Here is an 18,279-nt window from a genome sequence, read left to right on the forward strand (position 1 = left end):
ATGAGATTGGTTTTAAGCAATCATTATGTCATTCAGGATAGGCAAAGTGGTCATCAAATTATTATTGAGTATCCTGTTTCAAGTTTGACAATGGATGGTTTCTCTTTGTCTATCCCAACAGATCCATTGTCCGGGTTATCGAATCAATATAAACTTTTGATTCAATGTCTGATAATATTACAATTTTTACCCGAAAAGGCTTTAGAAGAAGCGGCTCAGGAATTAGCCGAAATTTACAAATTTTCCTTAAGTTGTGAGCCAGCAGATCAACCGACTAAAGGAGTTCAGACAGTAACAGGTACTTTAAGAGAGCCACAAACTAGACCTTCAATTGTGTTGGATTATTAAGTAATTCTTTAAATCCTATGCTTCCCGACAAAAAAACAGCCTCGGAATGGTTTTACGCTTTTTTTTCCTTCTTTCAACCCCGTTCAGTGCAGAGGAGTTGGGAGGAGGAATGGGGCGATCATGTTTTCCCCCATAGTGAGATTCAGAAACTCGCTCCGAATTTGTGGCACGTTACCGGAGTTTTGGGATTCACCCCCAGAGAAATGGTCATCTATCGACTACCCGATGGGGAGTTATTAATTCATAGTGCGATCGCCTTAAATGAAGCCGGAATGGCCGCCCTAGAATCCCTCGGCACCCCCACCCTGATGATTGTACCCAACCGCATCCATCGTCTGGATGCCGCCGTTTATAAGCAGCGTTATCCCCAGTTACAAGTGATTACCCCCCAAGTCGCCAAACCCTATGTTGAGGAAATTGTAGCCGTTGATGGGATTGCTGAGGAAATACTACCCCCCTTGGGCATTATCTGTCATCACCCCGAGGGCATTCGACCTCAAGAATTAGTCTTTGAACTTCCCCTCAGCACAGGAAAGGCTCTCATTTTTACCGATATCTTGTTTAACCTCACCGAGTCCTATCTACAGCAATACGTTCCTGACCGTCAATTTATCTTGCATTGGCTCGGTGCGGCGGGTTATTTTGGCATTACGGCATTAGGAAAGCGGGTTTTTTTGACCGATCAACCTACTTATCAGCAATGGTTACTCACCTTAGCCGACTGTATTCCATCCTTGCAAATCATCTCCGTTGCTCATGGTGAACCCATCACAGAGAACTGTTCACAGCGATTACGAGAGGCGGCCGCTCGTTTATCTTGATCCGACGCTTATTTCCTATGCCCTATTTCCTACCCCACGTTTCCGCTCTGTCTCAATATAAAACGTCACCTGTAAAGCCCCATAGCGTAACCGTAACTCTTCCTCAATTTGCCGCGCAATTAGGGGCGCTTGGGGTTCGTAGCGGGCTTCAATGACTAGGTGCATCTGGAGGTAGAGAAACTGCCCCACAATGCCCCTGGAACGAATGCGATAACAATAGGACACTCCCCGCACCCCTTGGGCAATGGCGGCCAGAACATCTGGGGCAATGCTCACTTGTTCAACCATCAGGGGCAACTGCCAACAGATCATGTGCCAGAAGCCGTCTAAGAGGACGATAAAGAGGATTAAGGCGGCTAAAAGGTCAAATAGGGGTTCACCCCACCAAACGCCCCAGAGACTCAATAAAACCAATATGCCTAAACTGGCATCTTTGAATAGTTGGGTGGCGTTGTAGCCGAGGAGGGGATGCTTTAAACGGCGGGCGTGGTAGAGGGAAAATAGGGCGAGGGCGAGGGTGGAGAGGGTGGAAAGCCCTACCAGTTGGAGGAGGGGGGGATTAACTTGCAGGGGGAAGGGTAGAACCTCTCGTTGGAGGGCGGCGGTTACTTGTTGGACAAACATCCAAATTAGGCCAGCAGAGGCAAGGGTAAGGGTTCCGGTGAGGAAGAGTGCGATCGCCGTTTCTCGCCGCCCATGACCATAGATATCCTGTCCTGTGGGATGATCGGGATTGGTGACGGCTAAAAAACTCAACACGCCGTTAAAACCCACTAACAAGGTATATAGGGACTCCGTTAATAGGGTAAGCGATCGCGCTTCCCACCCCGCCGCCCCTTTAACCCAGACGAGCAAAGCCATCAACCAAATGGTGGCTAGCAATAAAAGACGAGTTAGGAGATCAGGCGTTGGTTCTTCGCTCATGGCTTCGGCGCGCTCAAGTTGGGGGAATGTGCCTTATAAAATAACCTAGAGAGAGAAAAATCACCTAACTCAATCTCCCAAAAACAGTCTAAGACCTCAAGGCGAAAACCGGGGCTGAATCGGGAACGATAGTATCTCGGATGGGGTAGGCTGGGATCTCTAAGTGGAAAAATGCGATCGCTCGTTGTAACTCCGCCGCTTGACTCGCCAGACTTTGCGCCATCATCGATAAATCCGTAGACACCGCACTATTTTGTTGAGTCGCTTTCTCCAACTGCCGAATCGCCTGATTCACTTGGGTGGTATTTTGAGCTTGTTCCGCACTCGCCACACTAATCTGTTGTATGAATCCCGCCGTTTCTTGAATATCAGGAATTAACTGCATTAACATCATCCCGGCTTTCTCCGAAATGGCCACACTCGAAGCCGCCAATTGATTAATTTCTACCGCCGCCACTCGGCTCAATTCCGCCAGTTTCCGCACTTCTGCCGCCACAATGCCAAATCCGCCCCCCGCTTCTTGCGCCCTCGTCGCCTCAATCGCCGCATTCAACGCTAACATATTGGTTTGCAAGGCAATGTCTTCAATCACCTTAATTTTCTGCACAATTCCCTTCATTGCCACGGCCGTTTCTTCTACCGTTTTTCCCGTAGCCTGAGCATCCTGCACCACCTTCATAACAATGGCATTGGTTTGATTAGCATTCTGGGAATTTTGGTTGATTTTCAGCGTCATATCTTGAATCGAATTCGCCGCCTGTTCTGTTGCCGTCGCCTGTTCCATAGAACCTTGAGATAATTCCATCGCAGAACTACTCAAATTTTGACTCCCTAATGTCACCCCATCGGAGGATTTTTGCACCTGTAAAACCACCTGTTTTAGTTGCGTTACCATGTACTGCATTGACCCCAACAACTGCCCGATTTCATCTTGACTATCCGGGTGAACCTCTACATCTAACTGCCCTTTGGCGATTTTATTGTTGAGTGCGATCGCCTCCTGTAAAGGCAGTGTAATTGAGCGAGTTAACACAACCGCTAAATAAATCATAATAATTAACGTCGCACTCATCACCCCAATTGTCGTGACCAGTGCATTTTGTCTCGCCTCTTCCGCACTCGTCACAAATTCTAACGCTTTATTCCCCGCAAACTCTTGAATTCCGGTCACTTCCTGCATAATCTCATTGACCTGTCTCAGGGCTTGATTTTTGATCAAATTGGTCGCCCTTTCCCGTTCATCCTGCTGCATTAAAGCAATAATTTCATCACGAATGGGTTTCCACTTACCAAACTCATCGCGCGCCCGATAAACTTGGGTAATATCGCCTAAAAAACGCTCTTCCAGAATGGCAAAATCTTCATAAACTTCCTGTTCATACTGATTAATAGCTCCCACCGCATCATTTAACTCTGAAGGATTGCTCGATAAGATAACATCCCTCATCGAGCGGTGAATTTTTACCACCCCCGCTTCAATTTCTGCCGTTGCCACACTGACCGTAAAAGGGTGTTTATGCAAACGCCCAGTTAACAACGACAGGCGATTCATATTGATAATCAAATAGACATTCGTGCCTAACAAAGCCAACAGCATAATGTTGAAACCTAAATTCAAACGAGTCCCAATTTTTAAGTTTTTCATCACTATCTCCTCAATCGATGCCCTCCAAGCGCCCACTTTGTTCTAAAATCTAAACTATTCAACTCTAAAATTCACAAAAAGCCCCCCAACTGCAATCAACACAGCAAGCTAGTTAGACCCTAATTTTAGATCAGAAATTTTAGATCAGATTCCCTCACAAGTAGCCCTTGATAGAGCATTAAATTTTTCTTAAAGCTAAAACCCTGTCTGAGACTAAAACTCAATGTACTAAACCCAGCACATTCAACACAGTGTATTAAAGTGTATTAAACACAACAAATTCTCTGGATAGATTAATTTAAGTAACGACTTATTACTATTTTTAGGTATTTTATGAGAAACGGCGGCGATGAGATCCTTTCTAATCTTAAGATAATATTAAGTCGTGTATCATCGAGCCTCAATCGTGAGTAATACCCTTTTAACCCACAAGAACTATTATAAAACAAATCCAGAATAGCTACCACATAACCTCCTTAAATATTGAGTAAAATTAACCTGGCTTATCCGGTGATTGTTGGCATTTTAAAGAGATAAAAATTAATACTCAACGTCAGGGAAACACCCCCCTTATCTCCCTCCGTAAATTCCGGGAGTAGCAGGAAAATAAACCCCTCTGACTATTCCAGGAGACAATGAAAGGAGAGAGAGTCTCACCAAAGGGGAAACTTTCACCTTATGATGGGGTAGGTTAAGCGCAGGAACAGAGGATGGGTTATATAGTCTCCGTAGTCAACATGAAAGGAGGAGTCGGCAAAACCACCGTCACCGTGAATCTGGGGACGTGTATTGCTCGTGACTTCAAGAAGCGTGTCTTAATTGTAGACCTCGATACTCAAATTAACGCCACCCTCAGCCTGATGGCCCCTCTGTACTTTGCCACCTTGAAAAAAGAACGACGAACTCTGCGTACCCTGATTAATCAAACCATCCAAACCGAAGAACATCCCCCCATCACTATTCAACAAGCCATTTATCGAGATATTTGTCAAGTCAAAGGACTAGATATCCTCGCGGGAGATGTAGAATTGTGTGATGATTTTCTCCTTTCTGCACTGATTCACAATAAATCCCAATTTCATCAACAAACCTTTGAAAAAACATGGAGCAATGTTGAATTTAACCTTGTTCGTTCAATTTTAAAGCCCATTATTAAACACTATGATTTTATTCTACTTGATTTTCCTCCGGCTGATAATTTAATCACTCGCAGTGCTTTATTAGCTAGTCATTTTTATATTGTCCCAGCGAGAGCAGAACCCCTCTCCGTGGTAGGGATTGGGTTACTCCACAGTCGAATTAAACACTTACAACAGGAAACCCGAAGTAAAATCCAATTGGTCGGCATTATTTACACCGCTAGGGGGCCAGTAACGACTATGGAGAAAAAGGTAAAAAAACGGTTAGGGCAAGAATTCGGAGAAGACAAAATTTTTCAAGTTGAAATTCCTCTCAATGTTGCAGTTGCCAAAGCTGTGGATGATTTTCAACCTGTGGTCATTAATAATCCTCAAGCATCCGGGGCGATTGCGTATAAACGTTTTGCCCGTGAATTTTTACAGAAGTTGAGTAAAATCGTCAAAAGCTAAGGGGATACATTTCATTATTTCTTTAAGATATTTTTGTAATATCATTCAACAAAAATCGTTAAATTTGCGATAAAATAGACAGGCAGTAAATTAAAAACTACGAGGACGTTTTACATGGGCTTAGTCTTAACGACCATTAATATGAAAGGTGGTGTGGGCAAGACAACCTTAACCATTAATTTAGCCGCTTGTCTGGCAAGAGACTATAAAAAACGGGTATTAGTCCTTGATTTAGACTCTCAAATCAGTGCAACATTAAGTGTAATTCCTCCCCATGAATTCGCCCGTCTTCGTAAAGCAAGACGGACGTTAAGCTATTTAATTGATAAAGTTATTCGTCCTTATATTTCTCGAAAGTTTTCCACAGAAGATATGATTTTAGAGTCTGTTTGTGGGATTACTGGCTTAGACCTATTACCGGGAGATATTGAACTGTATGATGAATATACAGTCGCCGAAACCTTGGCAAAACAAGCCGAAAAAGATGGAAAAAAATTTAGTGATATTTGGTTTCATTTCGAGAAAATTTTGATTCAAAGTATTATTGAATCGGTACAGGAACGCTATGATTTTATTTTATTAGACTGCGCACCGGGTTATAATCTCCTCACTCGAAGTGGTATTGTCAGCAGTCACTTTTATTTACTGCCTGCTCGTCCTGAACCACTATCTCTAGTTGGGATTCAGCTATTAGAGCGACGCATCAAAAAGTTAAAAGAACAGTTCACTCCTCCCTTAAATTTAAATCTATTAGGGATTGTATTTATTCTCTCAGGGGGGTTATTTAGCGGGCGTTATTATGGGCAAGTTATCCAACGAATTGAACAAGATTTTTCAAGTGATAAAGTGTTTAAAAATCGGATTCCTTTAGATGTTAATGTAGCGAAAGCGGTGGATACGTTTACGCCTGCTGTTGTGGCGATGCCTAATACCGCAGGGTCGAAAGCATTTAATCGTTTAACTCAGGAGTTTTTAGATAAAATTGCGGATTACAGTAATTCGGTGTAAGGTGGGTTAGAAGGAATAACTGTTTGATGGGGTTTTGCTGTTGCTGAACCTAACCTACAAATAGTCTGATTCCTGTTTGGTTGGGTTTCGCGGTCGCTGCACCCAACTTACAGTCGGGTTGAAGAAAAATGATCTCCCTTGCGCTAGAAGTTAGCTCCCGGAGAATTTGCTATGATTGGCCAACAAAGCCTTTATTAACTCTGAAGAATGCCCAGTTCAGAAACATTTTTAAAAACCCCGTTGGAAACCCCACCTGTCCAAGGATTTGACCCCAAAGACGCTCCGAAATCTGACTTGATTGATAGTTGCGTTCATTGTGGCTTTTGCCTCTCCACCTGTCCGAGTTATCGCGTCCTCGGCACAGAAACCGACTCCCCCCGAGGTCGTATCTACCTAATGGATGCGATTAATGAGGGGGAAGCGGCTTTGAGTTCTGTCACGAGTCAGCATTTTGACAGTTGTCTAGGTTGTTTGGCTTGTGTCAGCACTTGTCCCTCGGGGGTGAAGTATGATGAACTGATTCGGGCGACTCGTCCCCAAGTGGAGCGCAATGTTCCCCGGGGTTGGGGCGATCGCATTTTTCGCCGTGTTATCTTTAATCTATTCCCCTATCCCAACCGTTTACGCCCTTTACTCCTCTTCCTGTGGCTTTATCAGTCCCTCGGATTACAAAAACTCATCCGTCGCACAGGACTCCTGAAAAAAATCCTCCCCCGATGGGCGGCAATGGAATCCATTCTCCCCCAAATTACCCTACAAAATATCTGGGGCAATAACCTACCGGATACGATTCCCGCCCAAGGGGAAAAACGCTATCGTGTGGGGATGGTTTTAGGCTGTGTACAACGGCTCTTTTTCTCCCCCGTGAATGAGGCCACAGTAAGGGTTTTAACAGCCAATGGCTGTGAGGTAGTCATCCCCAAAACTCAAGGCTGTTGTGCGGCCTTACCGGCCCACCAAGGCCAAGAAGAACAAGCCCAAGCCCTCGCCCGACAAATGATTGATAGCTTCGCAGAAACCGGGGTTGATGCCATTATTATTAATGCGGCAGGCTGTGGCCATACGTTGAAAGAATACGGCCATATTTTAAAAGACGACCCCGACTATCGAGACAAGGCCAAAGCTTTTTCAGCGCAAGTTAAAGATGTGAATGAATTTTTAGCGGAAGTGGGGTTAACTGCTCCTCTTTCTCCCTTAACTGACCGAGAATTAGTGATGGTTTATCAAGACGCTTGCCATCTATTACATGGGCAGAAAATTAGTCTACAACCCCGTCAATTATTGCAAAAAATCCCCCAGGTTAAACTAAGCGAACCCTTAGACGCGGCGCTCTGTTGTGGGAGTGCGGGGGTTTATAACATTTTGCAGCCCGAAGTCGGGGATGAGTTGGGACAGCAAAAGGTGGAGAATTTAGTGAATACGGGGGCGGAATTAATTGCCTCTTCTAATCCCGGTTGTTCGTTACAAATTCTCAAACATTTGGAGTTAAAAGGCCATAACATTCCAGTGTTTCATCCTATGCAGTTGTTAGATTTAGCGACAAGGGGGATAAAACTGGAGGTCTAGGGGAAAATTCTAGCACTTGGCACTAAGAGCGAGGTTGACTTGTCATGAGATAAACTCACCTACGACCTCGACAAAAACGGCGGTTGATTCATAGGGGAGAACGTTTCGACCGGGGATTTTGCGACCTTCGCCTTGGGGGAGGTGGTCTAAGTAGGCCCCAAGGCGTTGGTCGGCGCTCTCCACGTAGCCTCGGGTGACGCTGGATGCTCCTTCCCCAAATAATACAAGGGTGGGACAGGGAATAGAGGCGATCGCCTTTCCGTAATCCTGCCGCCAAAACCCAGACAGGAAGGAGAACACGGCATGACGACTATTGAGATTCCGTGACCCTTGATGGAGTTGCTCTAACCATTCCCCATCAATATCACTCTCTTGGGCGAAGAGTTGCCGTTGAGAAAAGGAGCGTAAAAAGGCCTCTCGGCGAGCATAACGGTAAAAAGCCACTCCCAAGGGTGTATCAAACAGATTCCAGGCGATTTTCTGCTGACGGGATTGGGTGGGGGTGGTGATTAAGCGCCAAGCGGGGGGACCCGACCAGACCATCCCCCGGATCAGGTCGGGAAAGCGCGCCACACAAGCGAGGGCAACGGGGGCTAGGGCACCTTGGGCGACGATGATCACGGGTTCTTGAATAATGGTCTTGACAAAATACTCTAACTGTGCTGCCCAGTCATCGGGATGGTAGGCGAGGCGAGGCATGGCACTTTCCCCACAGCCGAGGAGGTCGGGGTTATATATTTTTTGGCGGTGGCCTTGTTGATACCAAGTCTTGAGGAAGCGTTGCCAAAACTGGCGAGAGAGTCCGACACCGATGGGGTGGATGAGCAGGAGGGGAGTTCCTAGAGGGGAGTCGGCGGGGGGGTGGTGGCAATCGTAGGCGCAGGGGTAGGATTGCCAAGTGTAGAATTGGGTGGTGGTCATGATGGTTTTGCCCCCGATGCGGTGATCATGGCAATGAGCGTATCAATTAGCCGGGTTTCGGTCAAGGGGAGGATGTCGGCCCCATAGAGGACGTACTGGGTGATGATGTAGTGGGCGATCGCACCGAGAAAAATCCGGGCCGTTGCTTCGGGGTCTGGGAGAGCCAAATGGGGACAGTGGGTGAAGTAGTGGCTGAGGGATTCTAAGGCAATGGCGGGTAATTCCCGTAAGAAGGTTTGAGCGAGGTCGGGAAAGCGTTCCGATTCGGCGATCACAATGCGCAGAAACCCTACATACTCGGGGTCTTGGCGGGGAACTTGTAACATGGTGCTGGCTAGATGACGCAGCAGTTGTTCTGGGGGATCGTTCAAATGTTGGGCGACTTGTTCCGGGGCTAAAAGGTCGGCAAATTTGCTCAACACTAATCGATCCACTATGGCAATAAAAAGGCGGTCTTTGCTTTGAAAATGGCTGTAGATCGTGGCTTTGGACACTCCGGCCGTGCTGGCAATCCGATCCATACTAGCCGCCGCATAGCCTTGTTTGAGAAATTCCGCGATCGCACCCTCTAAAATCGCATCCCGTTTATCACTTGAGCAGGAGAAAGCAGCCGTCATGGGGAAATACTCCTAAACAACTTGACAATTCTATACTAAACCGTTTAGTTTAAAAGTAAGAACTAAACGGTTTAGTTTAGTCGTTTGGGTTTCCCTTTCCTTGGAGATTCCCCCATGAAATCCCTAACCCTTCCCCCCCTGCCCTCACCTCAAGGCCTACCTTGGCAATACGGCTTGTTCGCGGCGCTCTTGCTCCTCCTAGGGGGTGGGGTGCTGTATTGGCGACACCCTTGGCAAACCCAAGAGAGTAGGGCCCTCCCCGTGCCGACAGTAGAACGAGCCACCGTGACCGCCTTGGGACGCTTAGAACCGGAAGGCTCGGCCATTCAAATTCATGCCCCCACCGCCAGCCAAGAACGGCGTGTGGCCGAGTTGCGGGTCAGTTTAGGGGACTCCATCGCCCCCGGACAAATTATTGCGGTATTAGATGGCCGAGAGCGCTTAGAAGCGGCCATAGAACAAGCCCAAAGCGAGGTCAAGATTGCCCAGGCCCAACTCGCCCAAATTCAGGCCGGGGCGAAAGTAGGAACCCTCACCGCCCAACAGGCCGAAATTGAGCGTATCACAGCCGAACGGCAAGCCCAAATGACCGCCCAGCAAGCCATTGTTGCCGAACGACAGGCCGAGTTAGACAACGCCGAGGCCGAATGGAGCCGTTATCAATCCTTGTATGCAGACGGGGCGATTGCCGCCATAGACCAAGAACGGAAACAACTCGCCCGAGACACCGCCCAGCGTCGCCTCGAAACCGCCCGGGCTGAACTGTCTCGCCTGCAAACCACCCAAGCCCCGGAACTAGAACGAGCCAGAGCCACCCTCGCCCAACTGGCCGAGGTGCGCACCGTAGATGTTCAACTCGCCCAGGCCCAAATCCAACGCGCTCAAGCCCTTGTGCAGCAAGCCCAAGCCAACTTAGATCAGATTTATGTGCGATCGCCTCGGGGGGGCGTAGTATTAGACATTTACACCCACGCCGGGGAAGTCGTGGCACCCGAAGGCATTATTGAACTGGGGCAAACCGCCCAAATGGTCGCCATTGCAGAGGTCTATCAAAGCGACATTCAGGCCGTCCGCCTGGGGCAAAAAGCCACCATTACCAGCCCAGCCTTACCAGAAAGTCTTAGCGGAAGCGTGACCCAAATGGGGGCAAAAGTCCAAGCTCAAAACGTAGTCAACACCGACCCCAGCAGTAACATTGACGCTCGGGTAGTAGAAGTCACCATTCGTCTAGACGATTCCGCCAGTCAGCAAGCCAGCCGTTTCACCAATTTACAGGTTGAGGTTCAGTTATCTGTGTTCCCAATTTCAGACTAGCAGATTTATAATTAGATATTGTTTAATATACTTTAAAGCAGAACATTGTTTCTAATTCTCAAAACAAAATAGCGATCATTCAACTTTTGTAATGCCGAAAATAGACGACGGCTTCCTTACAAAGCGAATACTGTCCGGCGGACAGAAATTCAAGCCCTTGCTACGCAACGTTTCACGAACGGACAGACTACCCACTGTCTATTAGGTGAAAGCCTCCTAGATAAGGTAACTGGATGAACCGGGAATCCCTCGCTTTTAGCGATGGGAGCGTCAATCTCCGAAACGATAACCTTTGCCGTAAACCGTGTGAATAAGGGGACTTTCTTTAGAATGTTCAATTTTGCGCCGCAATAAACGCACGAGGGCGGCTAAAACATTACTACTGGGGGGTTCACTTTCACCCCAGAGGTGTTGCTGAATTTGATTGTGGGTGAGGAGTTGGTTAGGGTTCTCCATGAAATATTCTAATAACTGGGCTTCTTTCTCAGAAAGTTCTATGGTGCGGTGTTGACGATAAGCCAGTTGATTTTCACGGTCAAATTCTAAGTCACCCACTTGTAAACGGGGGGTGCTAGGGGCTGATTCTACACTATTGGGCGATCGCCTTAACAACGCCCGCACCCGCGCCAACAACTCCCGCAACTCAAAAGGCTTGACTAAATAATCGTCCGCCCCCGCATCTAAGCCCAAAACCCGATCATCTAACGTATCCTTCGCCGTTAAGAACAAAATCGGCGCGATTTGCCCCAAACTTCGCAATTTTTGACAGAGGACTAACCCCGAGGACTGAGGCATCATCCAGTCCAAAATCAGCAAATCATAGGCCGTTTTCTGAGCCAGTTCCATCCCTGTGATACCATCATGAGCGATATCTACTGTATAACCCTCACGGCAGAGAACTTGACTCAAGGAGTCTGTGAATTCTATTTCGTCATCAACTAATAAGATTTGCATGGCGGATTAATTGAGCAAGGGGGTTGGTTCACCTGTTCTTTCTTAATTATGATTACGATTGCCCTACCCAAAGGCGCTCTTTTGCAAGATAGCATTGATTTGTTTCTCCAGATTGGTCTGGATTTTCGGGCTTTTCTCGACTCTAGCAACCGTCAACTCCAGATTACAGAACCTACCCAGAGAGCAACGGCGATGTTAGTGAGGGCGCAGGATGTTCCGGTCTATGTAGAGTATGGTCAAGCTCAGTTAGGGATTGTGGGCTATGATGTGTTGGAGGAAAAAAGCCCCCAAGTGGCACAGTTAGCGGACTTAAAATTTGGAGGGTGTCGCTTATCGGTGGCCGTACCTCAAGAGAGTCCCTATCGGCGTTCCGTAGAACTCCCCCCTCATGGTCGCGTTGCCTCTAAGTTTGTCCAATGTGCGCGCAATTATTTCCGTAAGTTAGATTTACCTGTGGAAATTATCCCCCTCTACGGTTCTGTGGAGTTGGGGCCGATTACGGGGATGTCTGAGGCCATTGTGGATTTAGTTTCAACGGGGCGCACCTTAAAGGAAAATGGTTTAGTGGAAATCGATGTGCTGTTTGAAAGTACGGCTTATCTCATCGCCCATCCTTTAAGTTATCGTCTCAATCCGGAGGGATTGGGGGAATGGGTGCAAAAGTTACGAGAGTATGCACTATCTAATTAAGAAATGAGGCGTGTATGTGGCAACGTTGGAGTCGTGGGAAACGGTTTTTACTCTGGATGGTGAGCGGTGTGATCGCCAGTCTCCTCGCTTGTAGTTCCCCCCCTACCAACCTGCCCATTGGCCTGATTGCGCCCCTCAGTGGCGATTTAGCCCCCACCTCCGGCACCCCCACCCTTCAGGGGGCAGAACTAGCTGTAAACGTCCTCAATGAAGCCGGAGGAGTCGAACTAGACGGCCGTCGCTATACCTTCACCCTCGTTCCCGCCGATGATGAAGATAACCCCAACCAAGCCGTCGCCGTAGCCAATCGCTTGATTAATCAAGAACAAGTAGTGGTCTTAGTGGGAATGCCCCTGAGTCGGATTGCGATTCCCGTCTCCCAGGTGGCGGAAAATGCTCAAATTCCCATGATTAGTTCTAAGTCCACCAATCCCGCCACCACACAGGATAAAGACTATGTATTCCGCGTCACCTTTACCGACACTTTTCAGGGAGAGGCGATCGCAGAATTTGCCAAAAATGAACTGAACCTTACCCAGGCCGCCATCCTTTACGACGATGCCAGCAACTACAACAAATTCCTCGCCGAAACCTTCCAACAAGCTTTTACCCAACGAGGCGGCCAAATCGTCGCCCTAGAGTCCTACATCACCAACGAAACCAACTTTGAACCCCAACTCACCCGCATCCGCGACAGTGGGGCAGAATTAATCTTTCTCCCCAACTATCCCGTCGAAGTCATCGAACAAGCCCGACAAATCCGCCAACTGGGCATAGATGCCATCTTACTGGGGGGGGATGCTTGGTCCGGTTTCGCCCAATACGACGAACCGGCCCTAGATGGCTCTTACTACAGCGCAGACTGGGCTTTAGACCTCGATAATCCCCAAATGCCCGACTTTCTCGCCCGCTATCAAGCCACCTACGACACCCTCCCCACCTCCGCCGCCGCCCTCAGTTACGACACCATCGGTTTAATCGCCGCCGCCATGCGCCAAGCCAACGACAGCACCCCCCAAGGCATCCGCGAGGGGTTAAGCACCATGCGCGACTATCCGGGGGTGACAGGATTAATTTCTTATCAAGACAGTGGAGATCCCCAAAAAGGGGCGGTTATCTTGCGCTTAGAAGCCGGGAACGCGGTATTTGATCGGCAGGTTATGCCCTGATGTCCTGCCACAGTGCATCAACGAGCAGGGGAGACGAGAAATTAAGACTTATTCCCTATTCCCTGTTTCCCACCCGGAGCAGAGTTATTCAGCAAGCCCTATCTAAACTTGATAGTGCGTTTTACCTGAATAAATGGTTAACTTCGCCCTATAGTTATCCTTGAACCTTCGTTTTGCATTTTGCACATCTGTAGAACTTAAGGGGCATTTTGTACAAGAAATGATGCAATAGATTTCACGAGATTTTAAGGATTATTGTTCTCTTCCGTACATTCTGGAAATTCCATAAACTATTCTATCTCCAGCAAATTGTCAAATTGAATAGCTAAATCCTGAGACACAGAATCAATAACTTCAGCCTCAATTAGTCCTGTTTCTGAAGAAATTATATTATTACAAGTCCCATTGGATAAACTATAGACAGCCATTTCATCAGGATTTAAGAAACGAGACTCAGGCACAATTTTTGTGATTCGTTTTAACTGCTCCTTCTGGGCAGCTTTAGCTAACATCCCTGCTTGTAGTAAATTATTAAATGCAGTCAGAATATAAGGACTATGTGTGGTTATAAAAAATTGTATTCTGTCTTTTCTAAAATTATAAACTGTTGCTATTAAATCAACTATGTCTTTCTGGGCAGTTGGGAATAAATGTGCTTCTGGTTCTTCAATATAAGTGGACTGACCTGTTAAACCACGACCAAAAAAGGGAATACTTTCTAAAATCAGCGTCAATGGTAAAGCTTCTTGTTGTCCAGAAGAACAGTTAGACAATAGAACTTGACGACCATCACTCATTTTCAAATAATCTTTACCATCAAAACTCAAATATTTTCCTAACAATATCTTACTTTTAAGCGATTCTACATCAGCAAAAAAAGCATTGCTTTCAGGTTTAATTCTATTCATTCTAACAGAATTTTTCACCGTATCATAATAATCCCCAAAGTCCACTAAAAACGGATCAATATTTTTACTTTTCTGACAGAAAAGTAAAAATATTGTTTTGCAAATGTGCAAAAAATGATCTTCCGGCAGGAATAAACAACTGAGAGAATGAAGTTTCTTTGCCAAATTGTTCAGACACTTCATCCAAAAATGATTTATGGGATTCAATCATTAAGTCTAGTCGGGAAAATATTTTGGTTGGAGTTTCCTGTTGATTAATCGTTTCTTTTATTCGTTTTGATATTCTTCTGATTTTGTCAAAACTTTTTTTGTAAAAATCAGAGTAATTAATAATTAGATTAGATTTTCTTGAACTGTTCTCATCCGTTTTTATCTCTATATATTCTGCTCCTATTGAATACTTGATAAAAAAGCCACCCTTACCCCAACAATCATAGGGAAAATACTGTTGAAACTTATTTTTTAATTCTCTATCTAATTCTCGTTTTGTTTTCAGCTTAATTCCTTGAGAGAAAAACTCCTCAATAAAAGCTTTACAATAAAATAATATTTTCGCAATAATACTTTTTCCACTGGCTTGTGGACCAATAAAAATATTGATTTTTTTAATCTCAATATCTATGTATTTTAATCCTGCAAAATTTTTAATTATGAGTTTTTCATCCGTCATGTTTTGGACAAAAATTAAATGTAAGCTTAGTTGATCAAATAAGAGAATCTCCCGCTATACGCTCCGCGTATAGCGGGATGAGCGTCAAATAGCCGCCGCTTCTGCTTGAGAATTAGCCAACTCCCGGAAACGGATCACATCTTGACGGGGATCGGCGGTACTCACCTGAACCTCCAGACGATCCCCTAAACGTACCGCCCGATTGAATCGATGGGGTAACTCTAAGCCTAAATCTTCCAACAAAATCAGCCCTAAATTCTCATCCTCCCGTAACCAACGCAAAACCAAGACCTGCCAAATTTCTTGGGGATTGCGGCGTAAATACTCTAGCCCCCAGTAACGATTAGTTTGGCGTTCTACTAAGGTCGCCTCTTGGGACGCTGCCGTTACACTAAATACAATTGCCTGTAACTCGACTCCCGTTAAGGGCAAAGACTCCCCCCGTAAATGGGCTTTAATTTGGAAATGCGCCAGTAAGTCCGTATAGCGGCGAATGGGCGACGTGACCTGAGTATATAAATCTAAACCTAACCCGGCATGACGGGCGGGCGTAATCCCCATTTCACTGCGGGGCATACAACGCCGCATGGCACAAAAGCGCACGGGTCCCGGAGGCAGGGAAAGTAATTCCTCTTCTGGGGGTAATTCGGGCTGGGGCTGTCCTCGGAAGGGCATGGGAATGCCATGTTGTTGGGCATAGCGTCCGGCCACTTCTCCGGCTAAAATCATCATCTCCGCCACCAATTGGCGAGAGCGGGAGTCATCGAGTAAGGTGATGGCAATTTCTTCCTCGTTCTTCACCTTAATAGACGATTCTGGCATCCGAATGTCAATGGAGCCTTGAGATTTACGCCAACTTGAACGTAAAGCGGCCGCTTCGGCTAGGTGAGCAATTTCCGGTTCGGCTTGCACTCCTAACTCTAACATTTCATCCACATCATCGTAGGTGAGGCGATAGGTGGGTTTGATCCAACTAGCATGGATGGTATAGTCTTCGACTTTGCCGATTTCATCTAGAATTACGCCAAAACTCAAGGCAGCACAGACTTGACCTTGAATTAAGCTCATCGGTCCGGTGGCTAACTCCTTGGGAAACATGGGAATCATGCCCGTTGGGAGGTATAAACTGGTACTTCGTCGTCGCGCTTCAAGATCCAATTCATCTCCTAAGCGGACCAAACGACTGGGATCGGCAATATGAATCCAAAGCCTCAATCTGCCATCCTCTACAGGTTCGACACTTAACCCATCGTCTATTTCTTCTGTGCTTTCATCATCAATGGTGTAAACTTTGAAGCGCGTTAAATCCAGACGGTTGGGATCCGGATCGCAGGAGATAGATTCCAAGCGCTGTTGTGACACATCAAGTACCTTTTGCGGGAATTGGACAGGATACGAACTACGACGGAGAAACAAGTTTTCATGAATCGACCATCGTTTTAAGTCTACCAGTAATTGAAAAGCTGCGTCCGGATTTTGGGGGCGATTGAGGGCGGCGAGAATTTCTTGAGCGAGACGATGGGAATTTTCCGGTTGCAGGGCGCATTTTTCGAGGGCTTCTAAACGGAGGCGATCGCTATCTTGCCAGATGACCTCGTTTCCGGCTAAGGCTTCTTGCACTCGTTGGAGAAATTCCTCCCGTTCCCGTAATCGTTGTTCTTCAACGGTTTGCTGGTGTTTAATCTCAGCGACTTGTGCGGCGGAGCGGGGTTCATAAACGTCTGCTTTTTTCTTAAAGTAAATCTTATCGTCCGAGAGCAACAGATGAGCGGCATAACAGACGACGGGATTCTGTTCATCAAATAACAATTGTGCTAAATCGGCGGAACTGACGGGACTGGCTTCTTCAACCAGTAACTCCCAAGCCACCTCTAAACTATCGGGATCTAAATAATCTTCGACTTCGGCTCGAAAAGGGGCAATTTCTGAGGGGGTATAGCCTCCACCCACTTCATACTCCACACGCTGGGGTTTTAGGGAGTGAGATTGACCCCGTTCATCAATCACAATCCAATTCTTTTTTCCTTCTGGACGATCTGCAACAGCCAGCCGACGCTCTCCTTGTAGTCTGAATTCAATCAGCGTTCCTTTGTCCACCCGCTTTGCTTCGCTCCAGTCACTATCTCCACCCACTAACTTAACATTTCCAGACCCAGATCGGAAAGATACCCCTATTCCAAGGCTGCTATCCCTCCCCTCCCTGCAAGCGAGGAAGGGGAATTCCGCAACATTTTTGTTAAATTTCAAAGGTTGTGAAGATACTCCACTAACTGGGTGGGAGATTGGGCGACGGGGATTTTCGCTTGCTGGTAAGCGTTTTTTTTCGCTAAGGCGGTGCTGGCGTGGGGGGTTAATGGGGAGAGACGAGAGGCAATCAAGGTCGGGGATTCTTTGGATTTGAAGGGGATGGGGACGTTTTGCCCGGCAATATGAGCGACTAGGGGCTTTTTCCGAGGGGAGGAGAGGATGCTGACCATGGATTCGGTGCCGCAAAGGGTTTGTTCTAAACAGAGGATGATTTCGGTGTTTTTGTCTTGTTCTAAGGTGGGAAGCCAGCCTTCGAATGTTGAGCCGATAATATCCCCACCCCCTAGGTGAATGACAATGGACTGGCCGAGTCCGGCTTGGGTGAGTTCCCAGATTATGGCGTCGGTGACATAATCACAGCGACTAATGACCCCAATGTTTCCGGGGGTGTAACACTGAGGATCACAACTGCCTAAAAGCAGTTTACCGGGGATGATGACTCCGGCACTGCCTGCGCCTAGGACAATGGTATTTGTTGCCTTGGCTTTGGCTAATAAGCGGATCATGTCGAGGGGGGGGACTCCGTGGGGCAGGATGATTAATTGACGAATCCCGGCGGACATGGCTTCTAGGGCGGCATCAAGCACCCAGTAGGGGGGGACGGCGATGATGCTGAGTTGGGGCATTCCGACTTGAGCGATCGCACTTTCGACCAAATCAAACACGGGAATCTCCTCAATGCTTTCTCCCCCATAGCCTGCACTAATCCCGGCCACGATGGGGGTACCGTAGGCAGTCATTTGTCCGGCACAATACACCCCTAATGGTTCGACAATCCCCTGAATCACAACTTTACTTTTGCCAGTCCAGTTCAACATAATGATTTAA

The 18,279-nt window shown here is 46.9% G+C and carries 17 protein-coding genes; 8 read left to right on the plus strand and 9 right to left on the minus strand.

Annotated features, from left to right (window positions below; all coding sequences use genetic code 11):
• Entirely contained in the window at nucleotides 1-348 is a 348-nt protein-coding gene (locus SPI9445_RS0104290; protein ID WP_017303493.1) for a hypothetical protein, read from the plus strand.
• Between the two features lie 17 nt (nucleotides 349-365).
• Entirely contained in the window at nucleotides 366-1,169 is an 804-nt protein-coding gene (locus SPI9445_RS27300) for a hypothetical protein (protein ID WP_017303494.1), read from the plus strand.
• A 15-nt stretch (nucleotides 1,170-1,184) separates the two neighbouring features.
• On the opposite strand, the gene SPI9445_RS24325 is transcribed toward SPI9445_RS27300, so the two are convergent.
• Together SPI9445_RS24325 and SPI9445_RS24330 are read right to left on the minus strand one after the other, a co-directional pair.
• Complete coding sequence (locus SPI9445_RS24325) at nucleotides 1,185-2,093, minus strand: cation diffusion facilitator family transporter (protein WP_017303495.1); 909 nt, start codon at nucleotides 2,091-2,093, stop codon at nucleotides 1,185-1,187.
• Between the two features lie 88 nt (nucleotides 2,094-2,181).
• Entirely contained in the window at nucleotides 2,182-3,738 is a 1,557-nt protein-coding gene (locus SPI9445_RS24330) for a methyl-accepting chemotaxis protein (protein WP_017303496.1), read from the minus strand.
• A 710-nt stretch (nucleotides 3,739-4,448) separates the two neighbouring features.
• Here SPI9445_RS24330 and SPI9445_RS0104310 point away from each other — a divergent pair.
• From SPI9445_RS0104310 to SPI9445_RS0104320, 3 genes are all read left to right on the plus strand, one after another.
• Nucleotides 4,449-5,327 carry a ParA family protein gene (locus tag SPI9445_RS0104310; RefSeq protein WP_026079518.1) on the plus strand — a complete coding sequence of 293 codons (879 nt, stop codon included), beginning with the start codon at nucleotides 4,449-4,451 and terminating at the stop codon, nucleotides 5,325-5,327.
• A gap of 114 nt (nucleotides 5,328-5,441) precedes the next feature.
• The gene (locus SPI9445_RS0104315; protein ID WP_017303498.1) at nucleotides 5,442-6,335 is read left to right on the plus strand and encodes a ParA family protein; all 894 of its coding nucleotides are present in this window, start codon (nucleotides 5,442-5,444) and stop codon (nucleotides 6,333-6,335) included.
• Nucleotides 6,336-6,542: 207 nt separating this feature from the next.
• Nucleotides 6,543-7,901, plus strand: coding sequence for a (Fe-S)-binding protein (locus SPI9445_RS0104320; RefSeq protein ID WP_017303499.1), 1,359 nt, complete (start codon nucleotides 6,543-6,545; stop codon nucleotides 7,899-7,901).
• A 42-nt stretch (nucleotides 7,902-7,943) separates the two neighbouring features.
• On the opposite strand, the gene SPI9445_RS0104325 is transcribed toward SPI9445_RS0104320, so the two are convergent.
• Both SPI9445_RS0104325 and SPI9445_RS0104330 read right to left on the minus strand, forming a co-directional pair.
• Nucleotides 7,944-8,822, minus strand: coding sequence for an alpha/beta fold hydrolase (locus SPI9445_RS0104325; RefSeq protein WP_017303500.1), 879 nt, complete (start codon nucleotides 8,820-8,822; stop codon nucleotides 7,944-7,946).
• Nucleotides 8,819-9,439, minus strand: a complete 621-nt coding sequence (locus tag SPI9445_RS0104330) for a TetR/AcrR family transcriptional regulator (protein ID WP_017303501.1) — start codon at nucleotides 9,437-9,439, stop codon at nucleotides 8,819-8,821. Before SPI9445_RS0104330 ends, SPI9445_RS0104325 begins: the two co-directional genes overlap by 4 nt.
• Before the next feature lie 114 nt (nucleotides 9,440-9,553).
• Between SPI9445_RS0104330 and SPI9445_RS0104335 the strand changes: the two genes are divergently transcribed.
• Nucleotides 9,554-10,753, plus strand: coding sequence for an efflux RND transporter periplasmic adaptor subunit (locus SPI9445_RS0104335; protein ID WP_017303502.1), 1,200 nt, complete (start codon nucleotides 9,554-9,556; stop codon nucleotides 10,751-10,753).
• A 270-nt stretch (nucleotides 10,754-11,023) separates the two neighbouring features.
• On the opposite strand, the gene rppA is transcribed toward SPI9445_RS0104335, so the two are convergent.
• Complete coding sequence (gene rppA / locus SPI9445_RS0104340; protein ID WP_017303503.1) at nucleotides 11,024-11,707, minus strand: two-component system response regulator RppA; 684 nt, start codon at nucleotides 11,705-11,707, stop codon at nucleotides 11,024-11,026.
• A 48-nt stretch (nucleotides 11,708-11,755) separates the two neighbouring features.
• Between rppA and hisG the strand changes: the two genes are divergently transcribed.
• Both hisG and SPI9445_RS24335 read left to right on the plus strand, forming a co-directional pair.
• Nucleotides 11,756-12,397, plus strand: a complete 642-nt coding sequence (gene hisG / locus SPI9445_RS0104345; RefSeq protein ID WP_026079519.1) for an ATP phosphoribosyltransferase — start codon at nucleotides 11,756-11,758, stop codon at nucleotides 12,395-12,397.
• A 14-nt stretch (nucleotides 12,398-12,411) separates the two neighbouring features.
• Nucleotides 12,412-13,566, plus strand: a complete 1,155-nt coding sequence (locus SPI9445_RS24335; RefSeq protein WP_017303505.1) for an ABC transporter substrate-binding protein — start codon at nucleotides 12,412-12,414, stop codon at nucleotides 13,564-13,566.
• Nucleotides 13,567-13,856: 290 nt separating this feature from the next.
• On the opposite strand, the gene SPI9445_RS29105 is transcribed toward SPI9445_RS24335, so the two are convergent.
• The 4 genes from SPI9445_RS29105 to SPI9445_RS0104365 form a co-directional block, all read right to left on the minus strand.
• The gene (locus SPI9445_RS29105; protein WP_164674464.1) at nucleotides 13,857-14,492 is read right to left on the minus strand and encodes an AAA family ATPase; all 636 of its coding nucleotides are present in this window, start codon (nucleotides 14,490-14,492) and stop codon (nucleotides 13,857-13,859) included.
• A 46-nt stretch (nucleotides 14,493-14,538) separates the two neighbouring features.
• Entirely contained in the window at nucleotides 14,539-15,144 is a 606-nt protein-coding gene (locus SPI9445_RS29110) for an AAA family ATPase (protein WP_052646623.1), read from the minus strand.
• Between the two features lie 84 nt (nucleotides 15,145-15,228).
• Complete coding sequence (locus tag SPI9445_RS0104360; RefSeq protein WP_026079520.1) at nucleotides 15,229-17,241, minus strand: ribonuclease catalytic domain-containing protein; 2,013 nt, start codon at nucleotides 17,239-17,241, stop codon at nucleotides 15,229-15,231.
• 146 nt (nucleotides 17,242-17,387) lie between these two features.
• Nucleotides 17,388-18,269 (minus strand): succinate--CoA ligase subunit alpha, encoded by an 882-nt coding sequence (locus tag SPI9445_RS0104365; protein ID WP_017303507.1) that lies wholly within the window; start codon nucleotides 18,267-18,269, stop codon nucleotides 17,388-17,390.
• Nucleotides 18,270-18,279: the final 10 nt, after the last annotated feature.

The organism is Spirulina subsalsa PCC 9445 (genome assembly GCF_000314005.1).
GTDB classification, from domain to species: domain Bacteria; phylum Cyanobacteriota; class Cyanobacteriia; order Cyanobacteriales; family Spirulinaceae; genus Spirulina_A; species Spirulina_A subsalsa.